Origin of the sequence: Kordiimonas sp. UBA4487, from assembly GCF_002389025.1 — a bacterium.
GTDB lineage: Bacteria > Pseudomonadota > Alphaproteobacteria > Sphingomonadales > Kordiimonadaceae > Kordiimonas > Kordiimonas lacus.
The window spans coordinates 224,132-248,043 of the sequence record NZ_DGNR01000013.1 but is presented as its reverse complement, the minus strand read 5'-3'; the positions used below and the strand labels follow the sequence as shown (position 1 = coordinate 248,043).

General features: G+C 60.2%; 20 protein-coding genes. 10 read left to right on the top strand and 10 right to left on the bottom strand.

Annotated features, from left to right (window positions below; genetic code table 11):
- Positions 1–33 precede the first annotated feature (33 nt).
- The 10 genes from B3Z17_RS12680 to B3Z17_RS12635 all read left to right on the top strand — a co-directional run bounded on the left by B3Z17_RS12680 (position 34) and on the right by B3Z17_RS12635 (position 9,719).
- Complete coding sequence (locus B3Z17_RS12680) at positions 34–768, top strand: SDR family oxidoreductase (RefSeq protein WP_286830092.1); 735 nt, start codon at positions 34–36, stop codon at positions 766–768.
- Position 769: 1 nt separating this feature from the next.
- The gene (locus B3Z17_RS12675) at positions 770–1,423 is read left to right on the top strand and encodes a TVP38/TMEM64 family protein (protein ID WP_286830091.1); all 654 of its coding nucleotides are present in this window, start codon (positions 770–772) and stop codon (positions 1,421–1,423) included.
- A gap of 111 nt (positions 1,424–1,534) precedes the next feature.
- Entirely contained in the window at positions 1,535–2,188 is a 654-nt protein-coding gene (locus B3Z17_RS12670; protein ID WP_286830090.1) for a B3/B4 domain-containing protein, read from the top strand.
- Positions 2,189–2,278: 90 nt separating this feature from the next.
- Complete coding sequence (locus B3Z17_RS12665) at positions 2,279–3,727, top strand: hypothetical protein (protein WP_286830089.1); 1,449 nt, start codon at positions 2,279–2,281, stop codon at positions 3,725–3,727.
- A 76-nt stretch (positions 3,728–3,803) separates the two neighbouring features.
- Positions 3,804–4,637, top strand: a complete 834-nt coding sequence (locus B3Z17_RS12660; protein WP_286830088.1) for a crotonase/enoyl-CoA hydratase family protein — start codon at positions 3,804–3,806, stop codon at positions 4,635–4,637.
- 44 nt (positions 4,638–4,681) lie between these two features.
- Positions 4,682–5,326 (top strand): phosphoribosylanthranilate isomerase, encoded by a 645-nt coding sequence (locus B3Z17_RS12655; protein WP_068301037.1) that lies wholly within the window; start codon positions 4,682–4,684, stop codon positions 5,324–5,326.
- 36 nt (positions 5,327–5,362) lie between these two features.
- On the top strand, positions 5,363–6,571 hold the full coding sequence (trpB, locus tag B3Z17_RS12650) for a tryptophan synthase subunit beta (RefSeq protein ID WP_286830087.1): 1,209 nt from the start codon (positions 5,363–5,365) through the stop codon (positions 6,569–6,571).
- 16 nt (positions 6,572–6,587) lie between these two features.
- Positions 6,588–7,415, top strand: a complete 828-nt coding sequence (gene trpA / locus B3Z17_RS12645; RefSeq protein ID WP_286830086.1) for a tryptophan synthase subunit alpha — start codon at positions 6,588–6,590, stop codon at positions 7,413–7,415.
- 48 nt (positions 7,416–7,463) lie between these two features.
- On the top strand, positions 7,464–8,336 hold the full coding sequence (gene accD, locus B3Z17_RS12640; RefSeq protein WP_068301050.1) for an acetyl-CoA carboxylase, carboxyltransferase subunit beta: 873 nt from the start codon (positions 7,464–7,466) through the stop codon (positions 8,334–8,336).
- A gap of 63 nt (positions 8,337–8,399) precedes the next feature.
- Positions 8,400–9,719, top strand: coding sequence for a bifunctional folylpolyglutamate synthase/dihydrofolate synthase (locus B3Z17_RS12635; protein WP_286830085.1), 1,320 nt, complete (start codon positions 8,400–8,402; stop codon positions 9,717–9,719).
- 52 nt (positions 9,720–9,771) lie between these two features.
- Here the strand turns inward: B3Z17_RS12635 and trxA are convergent, their stop codons facing one another.
- The 10 genes from trxA to B3Z17_RS12585 all read right to left on the bottom strand — a co-directional run bounded on the left by trxA (position 9,772) and on the right by B3Z17_RS12585 (position 23,886).
- On the bottom strand, positions 9,772–10,170 hold the full coding sequence (trxA, locus tag B3Z17_RS12630; RefSeq protein WP_277620363.1) for a thioredoxin: 399 nt from the start codon (positions 10,168–10,170) through the stop codon (positions 9,772–9,774).
- 84 nt (positions 10,171–10,254) lie between these two features.
- A complete protein-coding gene (gene addA / locus B3Z17_RS12625; RefSeq protein ID WP_286830084.1) occupies positions 10,255–13,707 on the bottom strand; it encodes a double-strand break repair helicase AddA in 3,453 nt (1,150 codons plus the stop codon).
- Positions 13,700–16,669: a double-strand break repair protein AddB gene (gene addB / locus B3Z17_RS12620; RefSeq protein WP_286830083.1), complete on the bottom strand. Its 2,970-nt coding sequence runs from the start codon at positions 16,667–16,669 to the stop codon at positions 13,700–13,702. Before addB ends, addA begins: the two co-directional genes overlap by 8 nt.
- A gap of 3 nt (positions 16,670–16,672) precedes the next feature.
- Positions 16,673–17,410, bottom strand: a complete 738-nt coding sequence (locus B3Z17_RS12615) for a nucleotidyltransferase family protein (protein WP_286830082.1) — start codon at positions 17,408–17,410, stop codon at positions 16,673–16,675.
- A complete protein-coding gene (gene tsaE, locus B3Z17_RS12610; protein WP_286830081.1) occupies positions 17,407–17,883 on the bottom strand; it encodes a tRNA (adenosine(37)-N6)-threonylcarbamoyltransferase complex ATPase subunit type 1 TsaE in 477 nt (158 codons plus the stop codon). Before tsaE ends, B3Z17_RS12615 begins: the two co-directional genes overlap by 4 nt.
- An 11-nt stretch (positions 17,884–17,894) precedes the next feature.
- Positions 17,895–20,264, bottom strand: coding sequence for a PAS domain-containing sensor histidine kinase (locus B3Z17_RS12605; RefSeq protein WP_286830629.1), 2,370 nt, complete (start codon positions 20,262–20,264; stop codon positions 17,895–17,897).
- A 92-nt stretch (positions 20,265–20,356) separates the two neighbouring features.
- A complete protein-coding gene (locus B3Z17_RS12600; protein WP_286830080.1) occupies positions 20,357–20,869 on the bottom strand; it encodes a hypothetical protein in 513 nt (170 codons plus the stop codon).
- Positions 20,870–20,987: 118 nt separating this feature from the next.
- Positions 20,988–22,154 carry a methionine adenosyltransferase gene (metK, locus tag B3Z17_RS12595; RefSeq protein WP_286830079.1) on the bottom strand — a complete coding sequence of 389 codons (1,167 nt, stop codon included), beginning with the start codon at positions 22,152–22,154 and terminating at the stop codon, positions 20,988–20,990.
- A gap of 41 nt (positions 22,155–22,195) precedes the next feature.
- Complete coding sequence (gene ahcY, locus B3Z17_RS12590; RefSeq protein WP_286830078.1) at positions 22,196–23,482, bottom strand: adenosylhomocysteinase; 1,287 nt, start codon at positions 23,480–23,482, stop codon at positions 22,196–22,198.
- Between the two features lie 122 nt (positions 23,483–23,604).
- Positions 23,605–23,886 (bottom strand): HPr family phosphocarrier protein, encoded by a 282-nt coding sequence (locus tag B3Z17_RS12585; protein WP_286830077.1) that lies wholly within the window; start codon positions 23,884–23,886, stop codon positions 23,605–23,607.
- Positions 23,887–23,912 lie beyond the last annotated feature (26 nt).

The following is a 23,912-nucleotide window of genomic DNA, read 5'->3' as shown; positions in this document are numbered from 1 at the left end:
GTCCCTTCACAATAAGGAACATGCGAGGCGAAAATGCAATTTCAATTGAAAGATAAAACCATTCTGATCACCGGCGGCACCGCGGGCGTGGGACGGGCACTGACAGAGAGGCTCCGGCACGAGAACCGGGTGATCGTGCTTGGACGAAACCCTGAGAAACTTCAGGAACTCGCCCGCACTGGCCCTAACGTTGAGACAATTGAAGCTGATCTGGCGAACCTGAATGCCGTCCGGTCGGCCATCCACAGTATCCGGGATATGGGCGCGCTGGATGTGCTGATCAACAATGCCGCCATCCAGCATACTCCCTTATTCACTGACCCCGTTTTCGACCCCAATAGCATCACCGAAGAAATCTCGGTGAATTTTACCAGCCTCTGTCACCTTATCCACGGCCTGCTGCCGTGCCTTGAGGCCGCCGGGAATGCCCGCATCCTCAATATCAACTCGGCCCTTGGGTTGGTGCCCAAGACCAGCTCCGCCGTGTACTGCGCCACCAAAGGCGCGCTCAATGTCCTGACCCAGTCGCTCAGGTACCAGCTTGAGGGCACAGGCATTCAGGTCCAGCAGGCCATATTGCCCCTTGTAGACACGGCCATGACCACGGGCCGGGGCAGCGGCAAGATATCGGCGCAGGACGCCGCGCAGGCCATTATTCGTGGCCTTGAAAAGGATGTGCCCGACAACCGGGTCGGTAAAGTGAAGCTGTTGATGATCCTCCACCGCATCAGCCCGGCCCTTGCCGCCCGCATCCTGAAGGGAGCATGACATGGCTGCCCTTGTGAAAATATTCCTGATACTGGCGCTTGGGTTTGCATCAACTTTCATTGTCCTGAACGCCGCGGGCGTTCTGACCACCGCCCAGATCGAAGGTTGGCTCACAACCGCCTCAAGCCTGTCGCCTGGGCTGGTGGCGCTGATCATCGCGGCGCTTTTGTTCGCAGACCTGTTCATTGCCATGCCGACCCTGACCCTGTGCCTGCTGGCGGGCTATTTTCTGGGTTTTGGCATGGGCAGCCTGGCCACCATCACCGGACTTACGCTTGCAGGCATATGTGGCCATGGGCTGAGCCGGCATTATGGCGACCGCCTGCTCAGGCGCATCGCCAGGAGCGAGCAGCAGATATCGGAGGCAAAATCCATGTTCCAAACCCATGGCTTCCTGATGATCCTGATCGCACGCGCCATGCCCATCATCCCCGAAGTGTCAGCCTGCCTGTCCGGCATCACACGAATGCGGTTCAGCCGTTTCCTGGCGGCATGGTGGCTGGGATCCGTCCCCTATTGCCTGATCGCGGCCTACGCCGGGTCTGTCAGCACGGTGGACGATCCCATGCCCGCTGTATATACCGCCCTCGCGCTATCCGGTACGCTCTGGACGGTCTGGTTCTATTTCTATCGGCGGGTATGGGCCAAAATCTAGACCCGCCCTTGCATCCGGCCGACGGCAACTATTCAGCCCGAAGTTTGTGCTGCGGAGACCATGGCCTTTGTGCTAGCTCACCGTTAAGATGGCGCTGTCAGGGAGTTTGTTATGCCGCCTTTATCAATTGATCCCCGGTTTCAGGAATTCGGCTTTGCCGTCCATGTGGGCGCGCTTGAGTATGACGTTTCTGTGCGTCCCGCCCCGCCTGCGCTCACGCATTCCATTGAGGATGGCGCGGAGATGCGGTTGCAGGAACTTCTGGGCGAAGCAGCCGCGAGCGATCCTGTGATCGCGAACGTGCGCGCGGCTTTCAAGGCCTGTGGCAAGGACCCAAGCCGCTACCGCCCATCAAGCGAGGCCCTGACCCGCCGCGTGATTGCCGGCAAGCCGCTCTATCAGGTCAATAATGTGGTCGACAGTGGCAACCTGGTGTCGCTGATGACCGGGATTCCCATCGGCATCTATGACACCGCAAAAATTGACGGCGACATGCAGCTGACCATCGGCGTCAAGGGCGACAGCTATAACGGCATCGGCCGCGGGTCCATCAACCTGGAAGGCCTGCCGGTGCTGAAGGACGACAAGGGCCCCTTTGGCACACCTTTTTCCGACAGCGCCCGCACGGCAGTGACGGAAGACACCACCAACATCGTGATCGTGCTGTTTGGCCTCAACATCGATATCGCCCATGTGGAAGCGGCTGCCGAGATCGGCGACACGCTGATCACCCGATTCTGCGCCCCTGACCAAGAGGCAGGGTAACGCCACATAAACCCAATCTATTTTTGGCTTGATCCCACTCCGTGAATGTTATTATGTTATTTTATTACATAAATTGAGTTGGGGGACATCATGCGATTGTGGGTTGGAGCACTTCTTGTTTTTCTATGTGCGGCTTCGGTAAGGGCAGAGAGCGATATTGAGCTTCTGAACGCCACGCTTGTGGCCAAGTTCCATTTCGCGGAGGTTGCCCGCGACGGCCAGATGGTGGGCGCCTATCAGGTCAGCTTCCGCAATAATGGCGATACGCCCGTGCGCACCATTTCCCTGCTCCTGAACCCCGGCCTGCAATTCGACAAAGTTGTGGGGCCAGGCGGCAAAACACTCAAATTGACCAGCCGAGTTACGCCCGTAACGGGTATGCGTCCATTAGAGCTGAACGTAGCCGAGCTAACCTTGCCAAAATCACTGCGCAAGGGGGAAAGCCGCTTGGAGATCGTAGTGCATTACCGCGGCTACCTTGAGGACCTTTCCGTTACTTTCCCGGGCCTAGAGGGCATAAAAGAGACGCTGAGCCCTGATTTCACGATGATAAGATCAGGAAGCTTTGGTTATCCGGTGTTTTCAGCGCCTGAACAAAACGCCATCATCAAAGCATGGGACCATAAGCCGTTCTATCAAGTCGCATTCCTCGATATTCCCGGCACAAACACTATCGTCGGTAATCTTGATGTCGCCCGAAAAACCACAAATGGCGAAATCACCACATTTGAGATGAAAAGCGAGCGGCCTACAGGGCTGATGACGCTGGCCATTGGCCCGTACCAGATTCAGCAACAAAGATTTGTAACCACGGCCACGCTTGGACAGCCAATCGATCTGATTGCTGGAATTGCGGGCGACATAGAGAAAAGGGCCACACAACTGCAAAGTACCATCGGCGGTCGGACAGTACGCAAGGCACTCAAGGTTGTTGAACTACCAGATGGTTTCGCGGCTCCGTACGAGCGGGGACTGCTCTTTGTCCAACCCAACAGGGAAGACCCATTCCCCAGAATCCCTCACTTGGGCGACCGGTCAAGGGCCGCGGTTGTTATGGGTACAGCCTTTGGCCTGTGGCAGATTAACCCAACAAACGAATTTGAACATTGGGCGTCTGGTTTGGACGGAGCCCTATTCGCCTTGCTCTGGGTCGAGCCTTCTTCACTCTCTGCTATGGTGAACAAAGAATTTCCCAACTGGAAAGCATACTTCTCAGGAAACCCCGAAGTTGCAGAATCAGCGTTGGTGGAATTTCCGAGCATGCAAGAGGACTTCATGATGAGCCGAGCCAGCATCTTGGCATTTTTAGCGCTCCATGAGCTCCTTGGTAGCGATGACTTCTTCGCCCTTGTGCGTGGGCTTCGGGCGGAGCTCAGCGTCGGCTATGTGGATATGCAAACTGTGGCCGACTATCTGGACCAGCACATCAAAAACAGGAAAGCCCGCAAGTTTGCTGAAAACTGGTTCTCCAAGGGCCGGATCGGCAAGGACATGGCCAAGGCGGGAAGCTTTGAAGAGCTGGTCGCCCTCTACCGGTAAAAAATCATGGCAGCGAGGTGGCCCCCCGGCTGTTTCGCCCAATATAACGGGTCAGAACAGCCGGGAGGAGCCACGCATGACTTTTGAAACACTCGACGTCACCATCGACGGCCATATCGCCCATGTGGCCTTCAACCGCCCTGACAAGCTGAATGCCATGAACGGCACCATGTTTGGCGAGATCGGCAGGGCCTTCCGCGAGCTGGACGAAAACCCAAGCGTGCGGGCCGTGATCCTCAGTGGCAACGGCAAGCATTTCACCGCCGGGCTGGACCTCAAGGAAAGCGGCGCAGTTTTGGGCGCCACAGAAGGCGACCCGGCGCGCATCCGTGAAAAGCTCCGCCGTCATATCCTATGGCTGCAGGACTGTTTCACCGCCATCGATAATTGCCGCGTGCCGGTGATTGCCGCCGTCCACGGCGCCTGCATTGGCGCGGGCGTCGATGTGATCACCGCCTGCGATATCCGGTTAGCTGTTGAAGACGCCTTTTTCACCATCCAGGAAATCAATGTAGGAATCGTCGCCGACGTCGGTACGCTTCAGCGCGCGCCGCACGTGCTGCCGTTCGGTATTGTGAAGGAAATGGCTTACACAGGCCGCAAGATGCTGACGGATGAAGCCCTCAGGTTAGGTTTTGTCAACCACACAGCGAGTGACAGTAAGGCGTTGCACGAGCTGGCCTTACGGATCGCGCAAGAAATTGCATCCAAAAGTCCTCTTGCGGTTGCAGGCACAAAAGCGGTACTCAATCATGCACGGGATCATTCGGTTGCGGACGGCCTGGACTATGTCGCCACATGGAACAGCGGTATGCTCCTGGGCGAGGATTTGATGAAGGCCGCGACTGCTGCGCTGACGCGCCAAAGCGTGGAGTTTGATGATCTCTTGAAAGGCGACGATCCGGATTAGGGGACGCACTCACCCCAACACCGGTCTTGAGGAACCATTGGGGCATGTCTGTTTCGGTAAAGATCTGCGGCATTACAAAGCCTGAACACGCCAATCTGGCGGCCTATTATGGCGCCCGCTGGCTAGGCTTTGTTTTCTTCGACAAATCGCCCCGGAACCTGACGCTCCAGGATGCTGCCGCCATGCGTCGTCAACTGCCGTCCTCAACGGAACGGGTCGGCCTGTTCGTGAACGCATCCCACGATTTTATTGAAGATGCCTGCGACGCGCTTGATCTGGACTGGGTGCAGCTGCACGGCGATGAATATCCCAACGAAGCACTGATCCTGAAGAACCGACTTGGCGTATCAATCATCAAGGCAATCGGGGTATCGACAGCCGAGGATATCGACCAGGCAGACATGTTCGCGCCGCACGTGGACGCTATACTGTTTGATGCCAAGCCGCCCAAAGGGTCTGACCGCCCCGGCGGCAATGCGCACAGTTTCCCCTGGAACCTGCTGTCGGGCAGGGACCTGCCATATCCGTGGTTGCTGGCGGGTGGTCTGACGCCAGAGAATGTCAGGCAGGCGGTGCAGGAAAGCGGCGCTCATGCCGTGGACGTCTCTTCGGGCGTTGAAGATGGGCCGGGCCGCAAGTCCGGCGATAAAATTGAAGCCTTCCTTCGTGCGGCAAAAGCCGTTAGGTAAGGCCTCCGGTGGTTTTATGTGAGTTAGGACGTACAGATGTCGCTTAACAGTTATCGTACCGGCCCCGATGAAAAGGGTCATTTCGGAAAATTCGGTGGACGCTATGTCTCGGAAACCCTGATGCCACTGGTGCATCAGGTTGAAAAGGCCTACCGCGACGCCATCAAGGACCCAGACTATCTGGCCGAACTGGACGAGCTGAACCGCCAATATATCGGACGGCCCAATCCGCTTTATTATGCCGAGCGCCTGACCGAACATCTGGGCGGCGCCAAGATTTACATGAAGCGCGAGGACCTCAACCACACCGGCGCGCACAAGATCAACCACGCCATCGGCCAGGTGCTGCTGGCAAAACGCATGGGCAAGACCCGTGTGATCGCCGAAACCGGCGCGGGCCAGCACGGTGTGGCCACCGCCACCGTGGCCGCCCGCTTCGGCCTTGAATGTACCGTCTTCATGGGTGCCGTGGATATCGAGCGCCAGAAGCCGAATGTGTTCCGGATGAAGCTTCTGGGCGCCGAGGTGAAACCGGTGACATCGGGTTCGGCCACGCTCAAGGACGCCATGAATGACGCGCTCCGGGACTGGGTCACCAACGTTCACGACACTTTCTATATCATCGGCACGGTGGCGGGGCCGCACCCCTACCCGATGCTGGTGCGCGATTTCCAGTCGATCATCGGCCGCGAAACGCGAGAACAGCTTCAGGCTCAGGAAGGCCGCCTGCCAGACAGCCTTGTGGCCTGTGTGGGCGGTGGCTCCAACGCCATGGGCCTGTTCCATCCGTTCCTAGATGACCCGGACGTCAAGATGTATGCGGTTGAAGCCTCCGGCCATGGTCTGGAGACCGACAAGCACGCCGCCTCCATCGCGGGCGGCACGCCCGGTGTGCTACACGGCAACCGCACCTATCTGCTGCAGAATGCTGACGGCCAGATCACCGAAGCGCACTCAATCTCCGCAGGCCTTGATTATCCCGGCATCGGGCCGGAGCACGTCTGGCTGCATGAAGCCGGCCGGGTGAATTATGTTTCCGCCACCGACGATGAAGCGCTTGAGGCCTTCCAGCTGCTGTGCCGCACCGAAGGCATCATCCCGGCGCTTGAGAGCAGCCACGCGCTGGCGCAGGTTATGCGTATGGCGCCTGACCTGCCGAAGGATCATATCATTGTCATGAACCTCTCGGGGCGCGGCGACAAAGACATTTTCACAGTGGCCGATGCGCTCGGCGCTGAAATCTAGAGTTGGGATCAGAGTTATGAGCCGTTTGACTTCCTGTTTCGAGCGTCTGGCCGGTGAAAAGCGCGCCGCTTTCGTCACCTTCGTCACCGCCTGTGACCCAACCTTCGACGCCTCGATGGAAATCGTGCGTGGCCTGCCGGGCGCGGGCGCAGATATCATTGAACTGGGCATGCCCTTCACCGACCCGTCCGCTGACGGCCCGGCGATTGACAAGGCCGCCCAGCGCGCACTGAAAGCCGGCGGCAACATGGAGCGCACGCTCGAGATCGTGCGTGAGTTCCGCAAAACGGACGACAGCACCCCGATGGTTCTGATGGGATACTTCAACCCCATCTATGCTTACGGCACTGAAAAATTCTGCGCTGATGCCGCGGCGGCTGGCGTTGACGGGCTTATCATTGTCGACCTGCCGCCCGAAGAGGACGAAGAGCTTCGCCTGCCCGCAAATGCCGCCGGGATCGACGTGATCCGGCTGGCCACACCGACGTCCGACGACGCCCGTTTGCCCACAGTACTGGATGGCGCGAGCGGATTCGTCTATTATGTAGCCGTAGCCGGCGTGACGGGCGGCAAGTCTGCGACAGCAGACGATATCGAATCGGCGGTAATGCGTATCAAGTCACATACAGACTTGCCAGTTGCCGTCGGATTCGGTATCCGCACGCCTGAACAAGCCGAAGCCATTGCCCGCGTGGCAGATGGGGCTGTAGTCGGGTCCGCAATCGTATCCCTGATTGAAAGTGGCCTTGATGATAGCCACATGCCAAAGAGCGGCATGGTCAAGGACGTGCTGGACTTTACCGGTAAACTCGCCGAAGGTGTGCGGGCCGGGACAAAGGGCTAACAAGGCGCCAGGCGCCAAAAAGCCAATTGAGAGAAGGGGTTGAGACGCATGAGCTGGCTCACCAACTATGTAAAACCGAAGCTGCAAAAAGTACTGAACCCAAAGGAAACACCAGACAACCTTTGGCATAAGTGCAAAAGCTGCGGCCAGATGATTTTCCAGAAAGAATTTGTCGCCAACCAATATGTGTGTGCGCACTGTGACCATCACGACCGTGTGCCGCCGAAGGATCGGTTCGACAATCTTTTCGATCACGGCACCTACGACCTGATCGACCTGCCTGCTGTGAAGCAGGACCCACTCAAGTTCCGCGACACCCAGCGCTATACCGAGCGCCTGAAGAACGCGCGCAAGAAAACCGGTGACGAAGACGCCATCAAGGTGGCTGTGGGCAAGATCGGCGGCGAAGACGTTGTCGTGGCCGTTCAGAATTTCTTCTTCATGGGTGGTTCCATGGGCATGGCTGTGGGCGAAGGCATCATTGCCGGCGCCCGCCACGCGCTCAAGATCGGCGCACCCTATGTGATGATGACCGCCTCTGGCGGCGCGCGCATGCAGGAAGGCATCCTCAGCCTGATGCAAATGCCGCGCACGACGGTCGCAATCCAGATGCTGCGCGATGCGGGCCTGCCGTACATCGTTGTGCTGACAGACCCGACCACAGGCGGCGTTTCCGCATCCTACGCCATGCTGGGTGACGTCCACATCGCCGAGCCGGGCTGCATGATCGGTTTCGCTGGCAAGCGCGTGATCGAGCAGACCATCCGCGAAAAACTGCCGGAGAAGTTCCAGACCGCAGAATATCTGCAGGAGCACGGCATGGTAGACGCGGTTGTGCACCGGCACGAGCTGGGCGAAAAGCTGGGCACCATGATCCGTCTTCTGATGGGCGGACGGCACAAGAAAAAGGCTGCAGAGTAAGTCATTACGGGCCGCCGGCACCTCGCCAGGCGGCCGTTCTTTCTGTTCAAGGGAGTCCCACCCGTGGATACTTCGGCCAGCGATGCCGTTCTCGCGCGCTTGATGCGCCTGCACCCCAAGAAAATCGACCTCTCATTGGGCCGGATGGAGCGGCTTTTGGAGCGCCTTGGTCGCCCGCAGGACAAGCTGCCGCCAGTGATCCATATCGCTGGCACCAACGGCAAGGGGTCAACCACCGCAACGCTGCGCGCCATCGCAGAAGCCGCCGGGCACCGGGTACATGTTTACACGAGCCCGCATCTGGTCCGCTTCGCTGAACGCATCCGCGTGGCAGGCAAGCTGATTTCCGAAGACGCGCTCACGGAACTCCTTGAAGAATGCGAAGAAGCCAACGGCGAAGAGCCCATCACCTTCTTTGAAGTCACCACCGCCGCCGCGATCCTGGCGTTTGCGCGCACACCCGCTGACCTCTGCATCCTGGAGGTAGGCCTCGGTGGCCGGTTGGACGCCACCAATGTGGTCGATAAGCCTGCTGCAGTTGGCATCACGCCCGTGAGCATGGACCACGAACAGTTCCTGGGCGACACGCTCGCTGCCATCGCGTTCGAGAAAGCTGGCATCATCAAGGAAGGCGTGCCCACTGTGATCGGGCCACAGATGGGCGAAGCCATGAAGGCCATCCAGGGCGTGTGCGAAGAAAAAGGCGTGCAGCCAAAGCTGTTCGAGCGCGATTGGCAATCGGCCATCAAACCGCGCGGAGATGGCTTCAGCTACGGCGACTGGCAAAGCGAACTTGAGCTGCCGATGCCGACGCTTGTGGGCGAACACCAGGTAACGAACGCCGGCATGGCCATCGCGCTGGTGCACGCGCAAACCGCCGTCAAAATCCCGGACGCCGCCATACGCGCCGGGCTTGGCTGGGTGCGCTGGCCTGCACGCCTGCAGGAAATCAAGAACAGCCCCCTCAATGCCATGCTGCCCGATGGCCATGACCTGTGGCTGGATGGCGGCCATAATCCGGCGGCCGGGCAAGTGATCCGGTCTTTCCTGTCGGAAGTGGACCCGGTTGAGCGGGAGATCATCCTGATCCTCGGCATGCTCGGCAACAAGGACGCCAAAGGCTACCTGAAGCCGCTCTCGGGCATCGTCAACCGGGTGATCGCCGTGCCGATCCCGGGTGAGCCAGGTGCGGCGGAACCATCATTCCTTGCGGGCGCCGCAACAGACGCAGGCATCAACGGCCTCGTAGCCAAGGATGTAGCGAGTGCCCTCAAAATGACCGGCGAAAAAGCCCAGGACGAACGCCCGCCTTTCGTGCTGATCGGCGGCTCGCTCTATCTCGCAGGGCAGGTCCTGCGCGACGCGGACATTTTGCCGACATAATAAAAAAGGCGCCTCATCGGGCGCCTTCTTCAATTCTCAATGTATCGAGCGATTAAACTGCGCTGTTGATCCACTGCTCAAGCTGGGCTTTCGGCTTGGCGCCCATTGTGGTCGCCACGGCTTCGCCGCCTTTGAAGATCAGCATGGTTGGGATCGAACGCACACCAAAGGACGTTGGCGTCTCTGGGTTTTCATCGATATCCATTTTGGCGATCACAATGTCGTCACGCTCGCCGGAGATCTGCTCCAGAACCGGGCCGATCATTTTACAGGGGCCACACCATGGTGCCCAGAAGTCGACGAGCACGGGCTTGTCGGATTTCAGCACTTCAGCTTCAAAATTATCGTCGGTAATGGTGATGGTCGCCATAACACACTCTTCTTTCTTTTGCTCGTCGGGCCGGAACGCTACAGGGCCCGCGCGAAATGTTGCCTCTTTTGCCCGCCTCACTGGCGGCTTGAGAGCTAACGTAAGAACAGGCCCTCGCCCGGTCAAGGTTTAGTAACACGGTCGTGAAAACAAACCAGATATGCCCTAAAGGCCCATGGCCTTAAGTGCTTCATCCATCTGGCTTTTGCTCAGTTCCATCAGCCTGGCGATATCTGTCCACAAAAGGGCCGTACGGACCTGCTTGTCCGGGTAGATGCCCTCGAGTGCCCGCGCATAAAGCCCCATCTGCTTGAGGTAAATCGGCGCCACACCGGCGGCATCCCTGGGCGGCGGGCGGTTGGTCTTATAGTCGACAATCAGCACGTCCGATTCGGTCACCACCAGCCTGTCCACCTGACCCGAGATGACCCGGCTGCCCACACTGCCCGCCACCTGCACCTCGGCCCGGCTGCCCGGGGCGAACAAGGGACTGAAGACCGGATCATTGAGGATGTTTTCCACCTCACGCCAGAAAGCCTCCACGTCGCTGTCCGGCAACCCGCCAGAACGACGCAGATAGGCCCTGGCGGCATCCGCGCGCGTGTCCACCGGCATGTCCGGCAGCCATTCGAGAAGCGTATGGATCAGCCGCCCGCGCTCAAACCGCTTGCCGTCCCCGCGCGCTGTCGGGCTGGTGGCGGCAGGCTCATCCTCGTCCGGGCGGCTGGGCGCAAGCGGGCGTGGTGGGTCCGGCTCGTCGGGCATCGCGCGGGTGATCCAGTCCGGTAGCGCGGCAGTCGCTGAAGCTTCAGCTTTCGCCTTCACCGGCGGCACGTCGGCGGTTTGCTCAACCGTCAGGCGCTTCACCTCGCGCCCGTCCGTCAGCTCTATATCCTCGGCGCCAATGCGCTCGAAACCGGCCTCGATCGCCTTGAACCAGCAGTGCTCGTTCGGCTCGCGCCGGTCCTGCCAGCCAGCGATATAGAGCCGGTCTTCAGCGCGCGTCAGCGCCACATACAGAAGGCGCCTGTATTCATGAACCTGGCTTTCCTTGAGCGCCGCTTTCATTTCCTCAACAATCGCCAAATTCTTGGCGGGCGATGTCCACAGCAGAAGCGGCGGCATGTCAGGGTCTTTGGCCTCCAGGGGCAGCACGCGGCCATCGCGACTGACATCCGGCATGCTCACAAGGTCAGACAGGAACACGATTGGCGCCTGCAGGCCCTTGGCACTGTGGGCGGTCATGATGCGCACAGCCCCGCCCGCGGCCTCCATGTCCCGCTTGATCTGGGTGCCGCCATGTTCCACCCGGTGGATGAAGGCCTGCAGGCTGGCAGCCTGGGTGTGCTCGAAGCGAAGCGCTTCCTCGAGAAGCTCATCAATCGGGTCGTGCACTTCTTCCCCCAGACGGGATGTCAGCTTCTTACGACCACCGAGGTCCGTCAGCACATGGCAGAAAAATTCGAACGGCGTCAGGATGTCAGCGCCGCCGATCACATCCTGCATGAACTTGAGCGCGTGGGCGAACTCCGCCCGCGCTGATGGTTCTGTGGCTTTCTTCTGCAGCGCGTGCCACAGCGCGCCTTTCCGGCCATAAGCCAGATCAAACAGCAGGTCGTCGTCGAAGCCCACGAACGGGCTTTTGAGCACTGTCGCCAACGTCAGGTCATCGGTCGGCAGCAGCGCCGCGTGCGCGAGCGCCAGGAGGTCCATCACCGGCAGCTCGTCCGTCAGCACCATGCGGTCACGGCCCGCCACCGGCACACCCAGATATTTGAGCGCGCGCACCAGATGGTCGACAAACGCGGTGCGGCGGCGCACAAGCACCAGCACGTCGCCTGCCTCAATGGGGCGGCCCTGTGCTTCCAGCTCCTCCCGGTTCCTGATCATGTCATGGATGCGGTGGGCGATGCGCCAGGCTGTCCGGCCTTCTGCATCATCGGCCTGTTCCTGCACGGTTGGCGGCACCCAGGTGGCTTCCTCGTCACCCTCATTGTCTGCCGCTGGCGCTTCGAGTGGCCACAGCTCCACAAGGCCACCATGGCCTGACCGGATAAACTGGTGTTCCACATGCTCCAGATCCGCCGACAGGCCGTGCCAGGCGTCAGCCTCCCTGTGGAATACAGCATCAACGAGCGACAGCACTGCGCCGCCTGACCGGAACGACAGATTGAGCGGTACAGGTTCGGCTTCGCACTCCGCCTCCCAGGCCCGGTGGAACACCCGGTCGCGCGCGGCCACAAACTCGCGCGGGTCGGCCCGCTGGAAGGAGAAGATCGATTGTTTGGCGTCGCCCACCGCGAAGATGGTACGCACCACATCCCGGTCGCGTGCGCCCTCGCCCGAGAAAAACTCAGTCGCCAGCGCCTCCACCACGCGCCACTGGTCGCGGTTCGTATCCTGTGCTTCATCGACCAGGATATGATCCACTTGGGCGTCGAGCTTGAAGAGAACCCACGGCGCCACATCGCCGCGGCTCAGAAGGCCCACTGTGCGGTCGATCATGTCGTCAAAGTCCACCAGCCCACGCTCGGACTTGATGGCGTGATAGCGCCCCAGCTGCGCGAGGCCGAGCTGCAACAAGGCCGTTGTGGCCTCAGCCGCCTCGATGCGAGCCAGCCGGTCGGTGACACGCATCAGGCGCGTCTGCTCTTTGTCGATAATCGCCTCGAACTCGGGATAGTCCGTCAGCGTTTTCTTGACCGCGATCCGGGCCCGCGGGGTGCCCGCAGCGGTCAGGAAGGCCAGCGCATAATCATCAAACAGCGCCTTTCTGGCGGCCCCTTCGGCTGCAGTGAAGGCGGTGATGGCCTCACCCGCCTTCTGTTCTGTCTTGCTGCCAGCAAGCAACACAGGCCCCATGGTGCGCATGCCTGCAAGGTCGAAGGCATCGTCCTGGATCGCGGCCTCCAGCACCATGGCTTTCGTCTCGCCCGGTGTCAGGTCCAGCGCGCGATAGAGCGCAGGCACAAGGCCCATGGTGCCATAGGCCTGCTCGGCGCGGCGGAGGGTGGAGGCCTCAAACGACAGCCGCTCGATCACCTCATCGAAGGTGTTTTCCGTCACCAGCCCCGCGACCTTGTCGAGCGCTTTCCTTACCGCCGCACCGGCCGGTGTCTGGGTATAGGCCAGCATCTGGTCCTTGGCCGAGGCCATGGTCTCGCGCGCGTCAGCTTCGTCCATGCCCTCGAACCCCGGTGCCATACCGGCCTCGAGCGGGAAGCGGCCCAGAAGTGCCTGGCAGAAGCTGTGGAAGGTCTGTATCTGCAGGCCGCCAGAGAGGTCCAGCACCTTGGCGAACAACTGCCGCGCCCGGGTCAACATGTCTGCGTCCGGGTATTCTTCCGTGCGGCGGGTGATCTCCGCGGCCAACACGTCATCCGCCATCAGCGTCCAGCGACCGAGCTCCTCGAAGATACGGTTTTTCATTTCCGCCGCCGCTGCCTTGGTGAAGGTCAGGCAGACGATATTTTCAGGGTCTGTACCCGTCAGCATCAGACGGAGCACGCGAGCGGTCAGAACGTGGGTCTTGCCGGTTCCGGCAGAGGCGCCCACCCAGGCCGTAAGCTCAGGATGGGTTGCACGGGCCTGCTCGACCGTCATGCGGGGTTTAGCCATTATCGCCTCCCCCGAACGGATCATCGGCGTTGCGCCATTCTTTCACCCGCGCCAGATGGTCATAGTCACCGTATCCCGCTTCCTTCGGTCGCGGGTTTGAAAGATACGGCGTTGTGGGCTTAGAGAACTCCTTCACCAGCCCCGACAAGCCTTGTTCCGCATCCGAAATAATCTGCGGCACATCTTTGACAGGGCGGTGCTGCTTCTGCACCGGCTCCCCGCCCTTGAGTTCCCAGAAGACGAGGTCATCAACCGCTGCCGCGTCCACACCATCGAAGGCACCGCGTTCCGCCAGCCAGCCTTCAAGTGGCAGTTGGGGGGCGAAGCCCGCTTCCATGCGGCGCCTGGTGGGGATGTTACCGGTTTTATAGTCGATGATGGTCAGCGCGCCAGTCTCACGCTGCCGGTCGATCCGGTCGGCCTTGGCAATCAGGGTGAAGTCCGCGCCCGGCAGCTTCGCCTCTGCCCAGCTTTCCACGGCCGCCACATCGAACACTTCGCCGCGCTCGGCCTCGTTTTTCACGAACCAGTCGGCGATGCGCTCAAACCGCGGCCACCAGAAAGCATAGACCGTTGGCTGGGTCAGCACGTCCTCAAACACCTTGCGCCCAACGTCCATCAGGCGCGCGAGTCCCGCTTCGCCGCGCGTTGGGCCGTCTTCCAGCAGGAAGCGCTCCAGCGCTTCATGGAGCAGCGTGCCCTTGGTGGCGGCGTTGGGGCGGTCATCCACAGGGTCCAGCGAGCGGAAGCCAAGCACCTTATAGGCATAAAGGCCATAAGGGTCGCGCATCCAGGTTTCCACCTGTGTGACCGAAAGCTTGGTGGGGCGCGCCTCAAGCGGCGGTGTCGGGCGGGGCGGCAGGCAGGGTGTCACCACGGCGCTGCGGTCAAGCTGGGCCGCCCAATCCAGATACGGCCCTGCGCTTGGCACCTCGCGGCCCGCCAGGGCCTCAATCCGAAACAGCCAGCGGGACGGTACCGTGGGCGCACCACTGACCTTTTCAGCACGTGTCAGCACCACTTCCCCGCCCGAAGCGGCCTGTACAAAGTCATGCGCGGCCTGCCCGGTGCGGCGCTCCAGGGGCGGCAGCCCGAATTCGGCACGCATCGGTCGGTTCATCCAGGGCTCGGGTTTCACCTCGCCCGGCCAGGTGCCTTCATTCAGGCCCCCGAGGATCATCAGGTCGGCCCGCTGCAGCCGGGCTTCGAGCGTCCCCCAGATACTGAGGCGCGGGTGCTGGCGCCAAACGGGTCGCACGCTGACGCCCGCCAGCAGTTCATCAAATAAAGCCGCATAGCCATCAGTCGCGACACCGGTCACGGGCGCGGTTTCCTGAATAAGGTCCGCGAGCGCATCCGCGAGCGCCTGGCCTTCTTCGCCCTTCCACAGGATGGCTTCGCCGGGCTCAGCATCCGTCGAGGCCAGCGCTTCGGCCACGCCAACATGACGGCGCAGCAACTGATCGAGCGGTAGTTCCTCCACAAGGCCCTGCTCCAGCGGTTCAAGCGCCTTGATCACGCGCTCGAGTGTCGCCACATCATCATCACCAAACCCAGCCTTGGCGTCACGCGCCACAACGCGCGCGCGGGCCATCAGGCCCATCAGGCCACCCGCCGGCCGCACGCCTCGCAGCACGAAGGTATCCAGCCGCCTGAGGCTGGCGAGGAAGGCCGGACGGTCAAGCCCTACTGAGACGAACGGATGCTGCAACAGCGCCAGAAGGGCGATGGGCGAAAACTGTTCTGCGGCGGCGGCGGCCAAAAGGCCCATGAAACGCCCCGGCAAGGTATTCAGAACCCGGTCACCGCCCGAATCATCCACCTCAATGCCCCAGCGCGACAGGCTGGCGCGCACCATTCTGGCCAGTGCCCGGTCGGGCGTCACCAGCGCAGCGGTCTTTGATGGTTCCTCAAGCACCTCGCGCATCATCACGGCGATGGCGTCAGCTTCCTCCCGCCGCGTGGGCGCCACCAGTTTGGTCAGCCCTGCGAAGGGGTCGACTGTCTCGGCAAGGCCCAAGCCGCGCCAACAGTCAGTTTCCCGAGCAGGCAACAAAGCATGACGTAAAAGCAGCGCACGGTTCGGCCCCGTGGGCAGGGTTGAGGTTGGCCAATGGGCCACTTCATGCCGGTTCGCCCCCATGGTGACAAGAAGCCCCTTCAGCACGCCTTGCGGATGGGTGGCATCGATGGCGTCCCAGGCGCTGTCGGGCATATCGCGGTCCAGCCCTGGCAGGATCACAGCCCCGTTGGGCATGCGCGCCACAACCGAGAGGAGCTTTGCGGTCGCGGGGATAGAGCCCGTTGAACCCGCCGCGAACACCTGCCCCACGGGTGGGCGCTGGGACCAGGCCTCAGCCACCATATCCAGCATGGCATCGCGCCGGGCGGCGGGGTTCATTGCGCCTTCTGCCTCGAGAATTGCGGGCCAGTGCTCAGACACGATCTTGAGGAAGGCGAGCGTGTCTTCCCAGTGGTGCGCCAGATTTTCCGGCACCAGGTCCTTGAGGCCATCAAACGACAGGCCTTCGGTATCGATGCTGTCCATCAGCTTGGCGAGTTCCCCCGCCAGCCGCCAGCCCTGCGCGGGTGCAAGCCGGTCGCCTTTGAGCGCAATCCAGCGCATCACCTGCTGCATCAAAAGGACCTGCCGCCGCGTACCGCCGATGGCAGGCTTGAGCGCGGAAGGGTCAAGCCCAAGCCCGGCGCCCAGGAAGGTGATCTCATCTTCATCCACATCGCCAATCGGGCGCATGGCGGGCAGGAGTGTAGGCTTTTGCCCCAGTTGGCGTAGGAAGGCTTCGCGGAGCGACCGTCCGGCGCGTCTGTTGGGCACCAGCACTGTCATGTCGGCCAGTTTGGCTGGGTCCCTGCCCGCGCGGTCAATCAGGCCCGCCGCCAATGCGTCCACAAAAGGATGGGCGGGATCGACCGTATAGATGGTGGGACCATAGTCAGCCATAGCCTAGTCCGCCCCCAATTCAGCCAGCTTTTCCTCAGCCGCCTTGATGGCCTCGGGCGTGCCCACATGCATCCAGTGGCCGGTGTGAAGCAAGCCGTATAGCCGACCGACGCTCGAAGCCTTGCGGAAAATCTCAACATTCGACCATTTGCCCTCAGGCATATCGTCATAGAGCGTGGGCTTGACCACCTGAATGCCGCCGAACATCACGGGCGCGGAAGGCGCGTCGGCGCGGAAGGTGATAGGCGTGGGCTCTGTCGCGTCGCCAGCCGGGATAAAGTCTCCCGCACCGTCATAGCCCAGCGCATCAGCGGTCGGCACCAGCAAAAGCAACACATCCATGCGCGCGGGGTCAAAGGCGGTCGCGAGTCGCTTGAGCGTGCCCTTATCACCATCCACCCACAGGGCATCACTGTTGATCACATAGATGGGGTCGCGGCCCAGCATCGGCAGGGCTTTTTTTACGCCGCCACCGGTCTCCAATAGTGCATCGCGCTCGTCTGAAATCATCACATGACCCGCCTCTACATGGGGGGCAAGGTGGGCCTCAATCTGGTCGGCCAGATGATGCACATTCACCACCACCTTTGCGCATCCGGCCTTGTCCAGATGTGCCAAAATGCGGTCCAGAAGCGGCACGCCCGCAACCGGCACCAGCGGCTTGGGCGTGGTGTCGGAAAGCGCCCCCATTCGGGTGCCCTTGCCCGCCGCCAGAACCATGGCATTCAGGGCGGCACTCATGCCGACAGCTCTTCCACAAGAGACCGCCAGCCGGCGTCGCCCGACAGCACTACCGTGCGTTCGCCGCGGTCACCGATGGTCAAATGGACTTTCAGCGCGCCGTCCCACCAATCTTGCGGCATACGGTCAGGCCATTCGATCAGGCAGATGCCGTCGTCGCGGGCTTCATCAAGGCCAAGCTCATAGGCTTCCTCGGGGTCGGTCAGGCGGTAGAGGTCTGCGTGCCACACCTGAACGCCGTCATCGCAGTCATAGGTCTGTACCAGCGTGAAGGTGGGGCTGGGGACCTCCGCTTCCTCGTCGCCCAGGCGCGCCCGGATGAAGGCGCGGGCCAACGTGCTTTTGCCTGCCCCCAAGTCACCCTCAAGCGCGATCAGACGCCCGGCAGGAACGCTGCTGGCCAGTGCCTGCGCCAACGTCAGCGTTTCCTCCTCGGTACGGCAGTTGATGGTCCGGGAAATCGTATCGCTCATGGTCTTCCGGTCTATTTGACGGGTTCAGCGGCAACGGGTTGGGTACGCGGCAGCTCACAACTGAGCGATAGCCCCTCTTCGCCAAGCGGGTCAAGGCGAATGCGGCCATGATGCAGGTTCACAATCGAGCGCACCAGTGCCAGGTCAAGCCCGGTGGCCAGCTTGCCGCCTGGCGACGCCCCCATACGCACCGTGTTGACCAGCCTGTCACGTTCGCGTTCCGTGAGGCCGGAGTCCGGGTTTTTGATATTAATTGTGACTTCATCATCGGTGCCCGACAGCTTGATGAACAGCCTGCCGCCCAGACGGGCAAAATTGAGCATCGAGGACACCATATTATAGAAGGCCTGCCGCACCCGGCGCTCGTCCGCCTCGATGATCCCAACGTCCTCAAGCTTGTCGAGTTTGACCTGGATTTCCGACTTGCGCGCCAGTTCAACCACCAGATGGCCGGTATCTTTGATTGCTTCGGTAACATTCATCGGTTTCAGAGTGAGGTGCGCCTCGCCCGCGTCCAGCACCGCCAGGTCAAGCACGTCCGCGATCAGATCCTTCAGCTCACCCGACGCAGTCAGGATGTTTTTGACATAGTCGGCCTGATGATCATTCAGTTCGCCGAACATCTTCTGGTCCAGCATTTCTGCAAAACCGATGATGCTGTTCAGCGGCGTCCGGAGTTCATAGGACATGTTGGTGATAAATTCGCTCTTGAGCCGGTCGGCGGCTTCCAGCGCGCTGGAGCGTTCGCGCAGGGCCTGTTCCACCTTGAAGCTGTCGGTCACGTCCGATTGCGTCAGCATCACGCCGCCGTCGGGCAAGGGCACGATGGCAAAATCGATCACCGCGTCATCGGTACGGTACCAGCGGCCACTCCTGTGCTTGTGTTCGCTGACCCAGCTGACCAGATGGCTTTTGAAGTCGCTGAAGCGGGGGTCTTTTTCGTCTGAAATCGCAGGCACCCTGGACGTCAGTTCTGTCAGGTGCGGGTTGCCGTCGATATCGTCTTCCGTGAGCTGCCACAGCGACCGGAACGCCGGGTTCGACAGCTGCAGGCGGCCGTCCGTACCAAACACGGCAATGGCCTCAACCATGTTATCCAGCGTTTCCTGCTGAACCGCCATCAGCGTATTGTAGGAGCGCTCGAGCGCCAGGCGGTCCGTGACATCCTCGAACAGGATCAACAGCCCACCGAACGGGTGTGGCTGGGTCACCACGCGGTGTGCGGTGCCGTCAGGCAGGTGCCACATCTCCTCGAACGGCTCGAGGAGCGTGGTGTAATGCTTCAGGATGTTTTTCTTCCACTGCTGGAAATCCACCTGCTCGGGCAGGCGGCGCTTTTCGCGCATGGCATCCAGGATTTCGCTGTGGCGAAGTTGGCTTGAAAGCACGTCCTCGGACAAATGCGACAGCCGCGCGAAGGCACTGTTGTAGAACCTGAGCGTCTGGGCCGGGCCAAAGATTGCCACCGGACTCCGGAGGCGGTTCAGCGTTTCCGACTGGGCCTCGAGCACCCGGGCAAGCTCCGAGAGGGCTTCTTCTTCGCCGGTCACATCGACCGCAATGCCCATCACATGACCCTCTTCATCGAGCGGCATGTTGGTGACCGCAAAGGCCCGGCGCTGACCGTCCGTAACGCCAAAGCGGCGCTCGCGTACCCGCTCGCCCGTGTCCCTTGCCTTGCGCGCGGCTGCCAGGCTGCCTCGGTCGAACAGCTCCATGTTGCGTTCGGTAACGTCATAGACGCTGTTACCGTCCACCGCCTTCACATAGGCGTCATTGACGTCCACGAGGCCATAGTCGGGCCCACGCACCCAAACCGGGAACGGCAGGTTGTTGAACACCCGTGACAGGTCCTTCAGCTTCAGTTCAAGCGCCCGCACACCTTGGCGGTTGGTGCGCGCTGTGCGGTCCATGCTTTCCTCGATCCACAGGATACTGGCGGGCCAGCGGTCATCGCGCGCCGGGAGCCACTGGAAATCCAGGATCAGGCGAGGCTGGTTCTTGCCCCGGTCGATAACCAGCGGAGTTGAGATGTCGCCCCCTGAATTGAGGCTGCGCTTGAGGTCCGCGACTGTACGGTCGGGGATACCGTTATCGGCCGTGACGAGTTCGTCAAGGGTCCGTGCCCCTTCATCCAGGCCGACCAGATCCAGCGTATCGGCGTCCGCCTGCATACGACCGTCCGTCCACAGCCAGATGGGGTGCCGGCGGTCTGTCTGGATCATGCTGTCGAGAAAATTGGCGAGATCCTGCAGGGACCGGGCGCGGTCTGTCGCGCGGCCCGTGCGCCACAAGGCATAGAGCGCCAGCGCAACCCACGCGGTTGCGGCAACACCGATCACGATCCAGATTGCATATGATGGCAGGTCACCAAACGGCACAGCCAAAATCTCCCCTCGAAAATCATTAATCAGAGTAGCGCGTTAAGGGGCAGAGAAACAAGAACAAGAAATGTCAACTATTGAGCCGAAGCCTATTGCCCTTCCTTCTCAATAAGCTGGATCGTTTCATCTAGTCCTTTGAAGTCTGCAACAATCAAATGTTCCAGAATTTTTTCGCCTTTGAGGGTGATCACATGAATAACTTTACTGCTACCCGTGATCACATATTCAGGGTGGTCAGTTGTGTATGTCACAAAATTTTCCCGAACCACCACGTTCCCATATGAAAACCCATTGATGGACTCATAGGATTCTGTGGTTTCAGACGTCTTCGCTTCTTCACTCTGTCGTATTTGTTCGAGTATGAATGCCTTCCCTTTCCACTTTGCTGGGGTTGCAATGCTGTCCATCGACGCGGCGACTTCGGCTCCTAGCATGTCGAATACGGTAGCGTCGTCATCCAGCAACCGGTCCAACGCCTCATAGTCGGCTTCCGACAAGGCCTTCAAATAGGTATCTGCAAGTACTTCTTGTTGCGTTGGTTCTGCAACAGCGGCAAACGAAAGAAACGAAGCCATACAGATCAAAAGTATGGATTTTAACACTACCGACCCCCTCAATTTCAGACCTGCAGCTAAGCTAAACCGCGAGGCTGTTCTGCAACAAACAAAAAAGCCGGGCTACGTTTCCGCACCCGGCCTTTTAGAGTCTTCTTTCGCGCTCTTAGATGCCGAATTCCGATTTCAGCGCGTCAACCAGATCGGTCTTCTCCCAGGAGAAGCCACCGTCATCGGTTGGCTTGCGGCCAAAGTGACCGTAAGACGACGTGCGGGTATAGATCGGCTTGTTGAGGCCCAGATGTTCGCGAATGCCGCGTGGGCTCAGGTTCACCATCTGCTGCAGAACGTTCGACAGATGCTGTGGGTCCACCCGTGGCTGGTCGCCCCAGAGATCCACATACACCGCGAGCGGCTTGGAGATGCCAATGGCGTAAGCAAGCTGGATCGTGCAGTTGTTCGCGAGGCCTGCTGCCACCACATTCTTGGCAAGATAGCGCGCCGCATAGGCGGCCGAGCGGTCCACCTTGGTCGGATCTTTGCCCGAGAAAGCACCGCCACCGTGGGGGGCTGCGCCGCCATAAGTATCCACAATGATTTTGCGGCCGGTGAGACCCGCGTCGCCGTCAGGCCCGCCAATGACGAACTTGCCAGTCGGGTTCACATAGAACTCGCCTTCCGGGCACATCCAGCCTTCCGGCAGCACGCTTTCCACATGCTTGCGCACGAGCGCGCGCAGGTCTTCCTGGGTCACGCCATCCTTATGCTGAGTGGACACCACAACAGACGTGGCACCAACTGGCTTGCCGTCCACATAGCGGAGCGTCACCTGGCTTTTGCTGTCGGGCTCAAGCTCTGGCGCTTCCCCGGAATGACGGGCGGCGGCAAGGGATTTCAGGATGCGGTGCGAGAAATCGATCGGCGCTGGCATCAGGCTTTCGGTTTCGTCGCAGGCATAACCGAACATGATGCCCTGGTCGCCTGCACCTTCGTCCTTGTTGCCCGCGGCGTCAACGCCCATGGCAATATCGGCCGACTGTTCGTGCAGGTGATTTTCGAACACCGCATTCTTCCAGTGGAAGCCGTCCTGTTCGTATCCGATTTCACGGACAGCATTGCGCGCGACCTCTTCGATATCGCCCTGCACACTTTCAGGACCACGAACCTCACCCGCCAGGATAATCCGGTTGGTGGTGACCATGGTTTCGCACGCCACACGCGCTTCTGCGTCAGCCCCCAGATAGAGGTCAACAACACTGTCGGAAATCCGGTCGGCTACCTTATCCGGGTGGCCTTCTGAAACGGATTCACTGGTGAAAACATATTCACTCATTCTTCTCTCCTCGAGACAAAGGGAGGATGCCTGATCAGCCCCTAGTAGCGGTAATGTTCCGGCTTGAACGGACCTGCCACATTGAGGCCCAGATACTTGGCCTGGTCTTCACTGAGCTCTGTGAGCTTGGCGCCCAGCTTACCGAGGTGCAGCGCGGCCACTTTTTCGTCCAGGTGCTTTGGCAGCACATAAACATTGCGGTCGTACTTGGTGTGGTTTTCCCACAGCTCGATCTGCGCCAGCACCTGGTTGGTGAAAGATGCGGACATCACAAAGCTTGGGTGACCGGTGGCACAGCCCAGGTTCACGAGGCGGCCTTTGGCGAGCACGATCAAGCGCTTGCCATCCGGGAACACAACTTCGTCCACCTGTGGCTTCACTTCTTCCCACTTCATGTTGGAAAGGGCCGCGATCTGGATTTCGCTGTCAAAGTGGCCGATGTTGCACACAATGGCGCGATCTTTCATGTCGCGCATATGGTCAAGCGTGATCACGTCCTTGTTGCCTGTGGCGGTAACGAAAATATCGCCCACCTTGGCGGCATCATCCATGGTCACGACTTCATAGCCTTCCATGGCGGCCTGCAGTGCACAGATCGGGTCGATTTCAGTAACCATCACGCGTGCGCCCTGGCTGCGGAGCGATTCGGCGGAGCCTTTGCCCACGTCGCCGTAACCGCAAACAACTGCAACCTTGCCCGCGATCATCACGTCAGTCGCGCGCTTGACGCCGTCGACCAGGCTTTCGCGGCAACCATAGAGGTTGTCGAACTTGGACTTGGTCACACTGTCGTTGACGTTGATCGCCGGAACCGCGAGGCGGTCTTCCTTGGCCATTTCATAAAGGCGCATCACACCGGTGGTGGTCTCTTCGGAAATGCCCTTCACGCCGTCCATCAGCTCTGGATAATCTTCGTGCATGATCACAGTCAGGTCACCGCCGTCATCCAGGATCATGTTCGGCACCCAGCCGTCAGGACCTTTGATGGTCTGGTGAATACACCAAACGGCCTCTTCCTCGGTTTCACCTTTCCAGGCAAATACAGGAATGCCGGACGCGGCCATGGCCGCCGCAGCGTGATCCTGGGTTGAGAAGATGTTGCAGCTGGACCAGCGCACCTCAGCGCCAAGCGCCGTCAGCGTTTCAATCAGAACTGCGGTCTGGATGGTCATGTGCAGACAGCCGGCAATGCGCGCGCCCTTCAGGGGCTGGCTTTCGCCGAATTCTTCCCGAAGCGCCATCAGGCCTGGCATCTCGGTTTCTGCTATTCTGATTTCTTTCCGCCCCCAGTCGGCAAGCGAAATATCGGCAACTTTATAATCGGTCATGGATTTGATCCTGCTTCACTCAAGGGCCAGCATAAAGGCATTACGGCCAAACTAAATTCGGCCCCTTATAGCAGGCAGGATCGAAAAGATAAAGATTTCTTTATATAATGAAGATTAGATACTTATTCATCTTCACCGAACCGGCTCGACACCATGGCAGACAAGGCTTCGACCGCGGCAAATGCATCGTCCCCTTCTGCTGAAATCTCAATGTCGTCGCCCTTGGCGGCGCCCAGCATCATCAGCCCCATGATTGAGGTGCCAACCACGCTGACACCGTCTTTGGACACGGAGACGATGGCATTATAGCGCCCGGCTTCCGTTGCAAACCGGGCGGATGCTCTCGCATGAAGCCCGCGCGCATTCACGATGGACACGCGTTTCTTTTCACCAGCTACAGCCATACTCACTTCTGTTTCACTCCCCAGCA